At 66.7% G+C, this 4,431-nt stretch carries 5 protein-coding genes and 1 pseudogene; 1 reads left to right on the forward strand and 5 read right to left on the reverse strand.

Annotation, left to right across the window (positions count from 1 at the left end):
* On the reverse strand, positions 1–334 hold a 334-nt coding region (locus tag ACIP93_RS37645; RefSeq protein WP_401766978.1), incomplete at its 3' end, for a plasmid replication, integration and excision activator.
* Between the two features lie 130 nt (positions 335–464).
* Between ACIP93_RS37645 and ACIP93_RS37650 the strand changes: the two genes are divergently transcribed.
* Positions 465–752 (forward strand): hypothetical protein, encoded by a 288-nt coding sequence (locus tag ACIP93_RS37650; protein WP_366392940.1) that lies wholly within the window; start codon positions 465–467, stop codon positions 750–752.
* A gap of 295 nt (positions 753–1,047) precedes the next feature.
* Here the strand turns inward: ACIP93_RS37650 and ACIP93_RS37655 are convergent, their stop codons facing one another.
* The 4 genes and pseudogenes from ACIP93_RS37655 to ACIP93_RS37670 all read right to left on the reverse strand — a co-directional run.
* Positions 1,048–2,538, reverse strand: a complete 1,491-nt coding sequence (locus tag ACIP93_RS37655; protein ID WP_401766981.1) for a hypothetical protein — start codon at positions 2,536–2,538, stop codon at positions 1,048–1,050.
* Between the two features lie 133 nt (positions 2,539–2,671).
* Positions 2,672–2,884, reverse strand: a complete 213-nt coding sequence (locus ACIP93_RS37660) for a SpdD protein (protein ID WP_366392943.1) — start codon at positions 2,882–2,884, stop codon at positions 2,672–2,674.
* A 14-nt stretch (positions 2,885–2,898) separates the two neighbouring features.
* The gene (locus ACIP93_RS37665; protein WP_366392942.1) at positions 2,899–4,239 is read right to left on the reverse strand and encodes an FtsK/SpoIIIE domain-containing protein; all 1,341 of its coding nucleotides are present in this window, start codon (positions 4,237–4,239) and stop codon (positions 2,899–2,901) included.
* 2 nt (positions 4,240–4,241) lie between these two features.
* A pseudogene (locus tag ACIP93_RS37670) lies at positions 4,242–4,431 on the reverse strand (hypothetical protein); the annotation flags it as partial.

Consider the following 4,431-nt stretch of genomic DNA (forward strand, 5'->3'; position numbering starts at 1 on the left):
TGCTGGCCGAGTCGACGTACGGCGTGACGGTCAGGCCGCCGAAGGCGATCGGGATGATCGGCAGGCCGGGGATCGAGGCGTCCGGGAGCACGGGCTGGTGCGGGGCGCTGATCTTGACGGCGAAGGACTTGGCCTTGGCGTTCAGCTCGGGGTCTCCGTCGAGGACCGCGACGGACCAGACCAGGAGGCCGTTCTGCGGGTCGGTCTCCTGTCGGCCGGTCTTCTTGCCGTCTACGAAGGATTCGACCGGCGACACGTCGCCGGTGGCGAAGACGCCGTGCGGGAATGCGGTCTCGTTGTGGACGGGAATGCGGGCTCCGGGGCGGATGGCCATGGGGTTCTCTCCTGAATCTGAGGGTTCGTCATCTGCGGAAGTGATGACTACGGGCTGTGCTGGGCTCTACGATGGACCCACTAGACGGGGACTGTCAACTGATTTACACCACTGGGATAGGGAGTACGCCGTGACCGCAGTGCCGGAAACGCAGGCTGACCAGGCGAAAGATCGTCTGGAGAAGGTCAAAGAACTCGTGTCGTACGGGCTGCTGGCCGACCGAGCGAACCGGGGTGATCAGCGGGAGTGGTACCGGACCCTACTGCGGACGGCTGCTGACGCTCGGGACCAACTCCGGTTGCTGGAGCGGGAGTTGAGCGACCGTGCCGACGCGGAGAAGATCCTCACTCCGTCCGAGATCGCGGAGGCGGGAAGGATCACGAGGGCGGCGCTGTATAAGCGGCGGGAAAAGTCTTGATCCTGAGTCCCCGTCATTTACCCCCTGTCGCGAGCGGCGGGGGGTTTTTGCTGTCGGCAGACGGAGCGGACGCCGCAGGCGTTCAAGAATTTTGGGGGCCGAGGCTTTAAGCAACCTTTAATCGGCGGGGACCCCTCCGGGATCAAGAAAGGGGGCCGAGTGCTAACTACTGGGTGAGGGCATCCTGCCCTCTCCATTGGCACAAGTATAATGGCCCCCTTTCATGATCCCGCCCCGCCGATCAAAGGTTGCTCAAAGCCTCTCTGACGGTGCGTCAGCTAAGCCTGACGGGTCGTCAGGTCAAACACGATTCGCGAAGTCGGGAAAGCGTCGAGGCGAGAGCGGGACCGTCGTTCACGCAGAGGAATCCGGAGGTTCGGACGAAGCGCTTGACCGGTCGGCGGACCTTCCGGAATTGGCGGTGTCCAACCTCTCCGGTCTCCGGGTCGAGGAACGGCCGGCGGGGAACCTCGACGGTCCGAGTGGCCTTGACCCAACGGTGTCCTCCCCGGCCTCCGTCGAGGGAGGCGTCCCAGACGCGGGTACGGGCGGCGAGCTTGCGCAGGGTTCGGCTCATGAGTTGGTACTCGGGCCACTCGATCTCGACTTGGGCGACCAGGACTTTGAGCCCGCGATAGCCCCAAAATCGGCCGGGGCCTTTGCCGGGTGCCTGCCATTCTTCGGGTACTCGGTTCTGGTATTCCTTGTCCGCGTAGATCCCGTGCTTGGCGAAGTAGACGGCGAGTCGCTTGGGGTCCGAAGTCCGCATTCCTTCGGCGTAGTCGACACCGGTTCCGGCTGCCAGGTGGTTCGCTTTCTGTTCGGGGTCCGGGTGATCCACGATGTCGGCCCAAGTGATGCTGAGCCATTGGGCGAATTTCAGGCCGTCGCCAATTGCCTTACGGAATCGGGGTTTTGGTCCGGGGTCGATTCCCCGTGCTTTCAATTCCTGCCATTCCGCAATTCGTTGGGCGTGTTCTGCTTTTCGCTTTTCCCCGGCAATTCCCTGCGGGGGGACGCAGTAGAGGTGATAGTGCGGGGCTCCTCGGTGCTGGAACTCGAACTTCCAGGGGCCGACGAATTCGACACCCCAGGCTCGTTCGTACCGCTTGTAGAAGGCAGTGATGTGCTTCTTCGAGGTCTCGCCGTCCGGGGCCACGGTGAGCCAGTCGCCGGGGTACGTGAGCGTGATCATGCAGGGCAAGCAGGCGGCCGAGAGGATCGGGGTCCAGTCGAGTTCGGCCAGACGGCGGATCATGCGGGAGCGGGAGCGGCGGGACCAGCCGGTGATCTCGCGGGTCGGTTCGGCGTCGGCCGGGAAGGAACCGGTGGCGTGGAGCCAGGCACCGAGGATCTCGGCGTCGACCTGGCGGCGGCGCTGGTCTCGTTCGAGGGCGCGTTCCCGCTTGGCCATGTCCGGGGCTTCGAGGGAGACGACGCCGGGAGCGATGACCAGTCGCGGCCGGGGGCCTTCATGGCCGTTCCACGAGGGGCGCTTGGCGAACAGTCCGGCCGCAGCGGACACGAGCTCTGGACCGGGGAACGAGGGTGCCCAGAGGGTTCCGAGGTCGAAGCTCTGACCTGCGGTTTCGCTTACACGGACAGTTATGGCAGATGTAACAAGCCCTGTCGCGGCCGAGGCCGCGAAGCCCCCGCCGTCCCGACGCTCATGCTCCGCCCGCTCAGGGACGGCGGGGGCGGGGAAGTCGGCCGGGGGGAGCAGTTCCCCAGCCAAACGGTCCGCGTCGGGGTGACCGCTGACGGTCTCTCCCTGTACCGTGGTCACGTCTTCTCCGTTCTGAGTCATGCAGGCTGGACACGGACGACACCGAGGCCCCTGGGAGTGCGTCCCTGGGGCCTCAGCGGTTGTCTGGGGCACGATTCCCGCCCCGTTGCCCCGTAGGGCGGTCGACACGCCGTTAGCGCTTCTGAGAGCCGATCAGGCCCTTGAGCACGGACGCGAGGAAGGCCACGGACATGGCTCCGATGGCGAGCGCGATGACCAGGACCGTGAGCACGGCCATGGACCACGTGACGGCGACCAAAGCGCCGGCGCCCAGTGCGATGTACCGGCCGACCGGTCGCGGGGTCGAAGCCGCGGGGAGGTTCTGGCGGTAGTGGTCGAGTTGCATGCAGGCTCCTCGGATCAGGCCGCGCGTTCGGCGGCTTCGGCGGCAAGCGTGAGCTTGGGCGCGGGGAGCGGACGGACTTCGCCGAGTGCGTCAACGATGGCGTCCGCGATGGTCCAGCAGTGTTCCGTGGGCAGGTAGACCGACCGGGCGCGGAGGGGTGTGGTCATGCCCTGAACGGCGGCGATCCCGATGCCCTGGGGCATGGAGCGGTCGGCGGCGTTCACCTCCAGGTCGCGGCCGTCGGGGAACAGGTGGAGGAAGTCCTCCATGGTGTCGACCCGGTGGGAGATCCGAGACGTGAGGTTGGTCCGGGTCGCGGTGTTGAGGACCGAGGCTTCGAGCTTCTGGCCGAGGAGCCAGAGGCGGACGCCGAACTTGGCTCCCTGGGAGGCGACGGCTTGCAGCTCGGCCCGGAAGGCTTCGGCCTTCTTCTTGTCGCCCCAGTTGGTGTAGTTGGAGACCTCATCGATCACGAGCAGGATCAGCGGAACCTCCGGGGAGAAGTCCGTGATCTTGTCCGTGCGCTTGGCCCAGAAGATGCCCTGTCGGCGGTCCATCTCGGCGCGGATGGCGCGAAGGATCTCGGTGGGTCCGTCCGGCGAGATGTCGGCGTTGACGGTGTGGGCGGTTCGCCACCAGGGCGCGACGGCACCGAGGTTGGGATCGATGATCACGGTCTGGACGTCGGCCATGAGTGCGGCATGGGCCAGGAGCGTGTTCACGGTGATCGACTTGCCGGAGCGGGTGACGCCCTGGATGGCTCCGTGGGAGGACCGGGCGAGGTTGACCGTGATGGGGTCGCCGTCCTCGGAGTACATGAGGACGATGTCCGAGTCGGCGCGGAGGCTGCCGGGCTTGACCAGGGGTGATCCGTCGATGGTGGTCAGCTCGGAGGGCATCACGGCGTCGAGGGGTTCGCGGAGGTAGGCGCGGGCGTTGATGTAGCCGGGCTTGGGCTGCCAGAGCTTGATCCGGGAGACGCCCCACTGGTCTGCGATGTGGTCCCGGATCTTGTCCCAGTCGGCCAGGCCGATGTTCGGCAGGGCGCGGCTGTAGGCGGTGAAGCCGAAGACGTCCGGGGTGGTGCGGATCGGCGGGATGAGCGTGTGGGGTTCGAGCTTCTTGCCGCTGGTGTTGGTCATCTGGGCGAGGAGGCCGGGCTGCTGCTGCACGGTCATGCCGGCCATTTCGCAGAAGGTCTTCCACGAGCGGCGGGCGCGGCGGGCGGCCTTGATGCTCTGGCGCAGTTCCGGCGAGGCCCGGTAGTACCGGGCGAGGGGGACGGAGTATCTGGCGGCGACGGCCGCCCCGGTGACGTACGGGGCGGCCTCGACGAAGGTTCCGATCTGGGACACGCTCAGCCCTCCTTGGCTGCCTTGGCGTTGCTCTGGGCCTGGCCCGGGATCTGGGCCGGGTGGATCTCGGTGGCGCGGTAGCTGTAGGCGAGTCGCTTGCTGGCCGAGTCGACGTACGGCGTGACGGTCAGGCCGCCGAAGGCGATCGGGATGATCGGCAGGCCGGGGATCGAGGCGTCCGGGAGCACGGGC

The sequence above is a fragment of the Streptomyces sp. NPDC088745 genome, from assembly GCF_044751045.1.
Taxonomy (GTDB): domain Bacteria; phylum Actinomycetota; class Actinomycetes; order Streptomycetales; family Streptomycetaceae; genus Streptomyces; species Streptomyces cremeus.

What these genes read in the sequence shown, in the direction of transcription:
- ACIP93_RS37660 (WP_366392943.1), bottom strand. Translation starts at nt 2,884, where the DNA reads ATGCAACTCGACCACTACCGCCAGAACCTCCCCGCGGCTTCGACCCCG.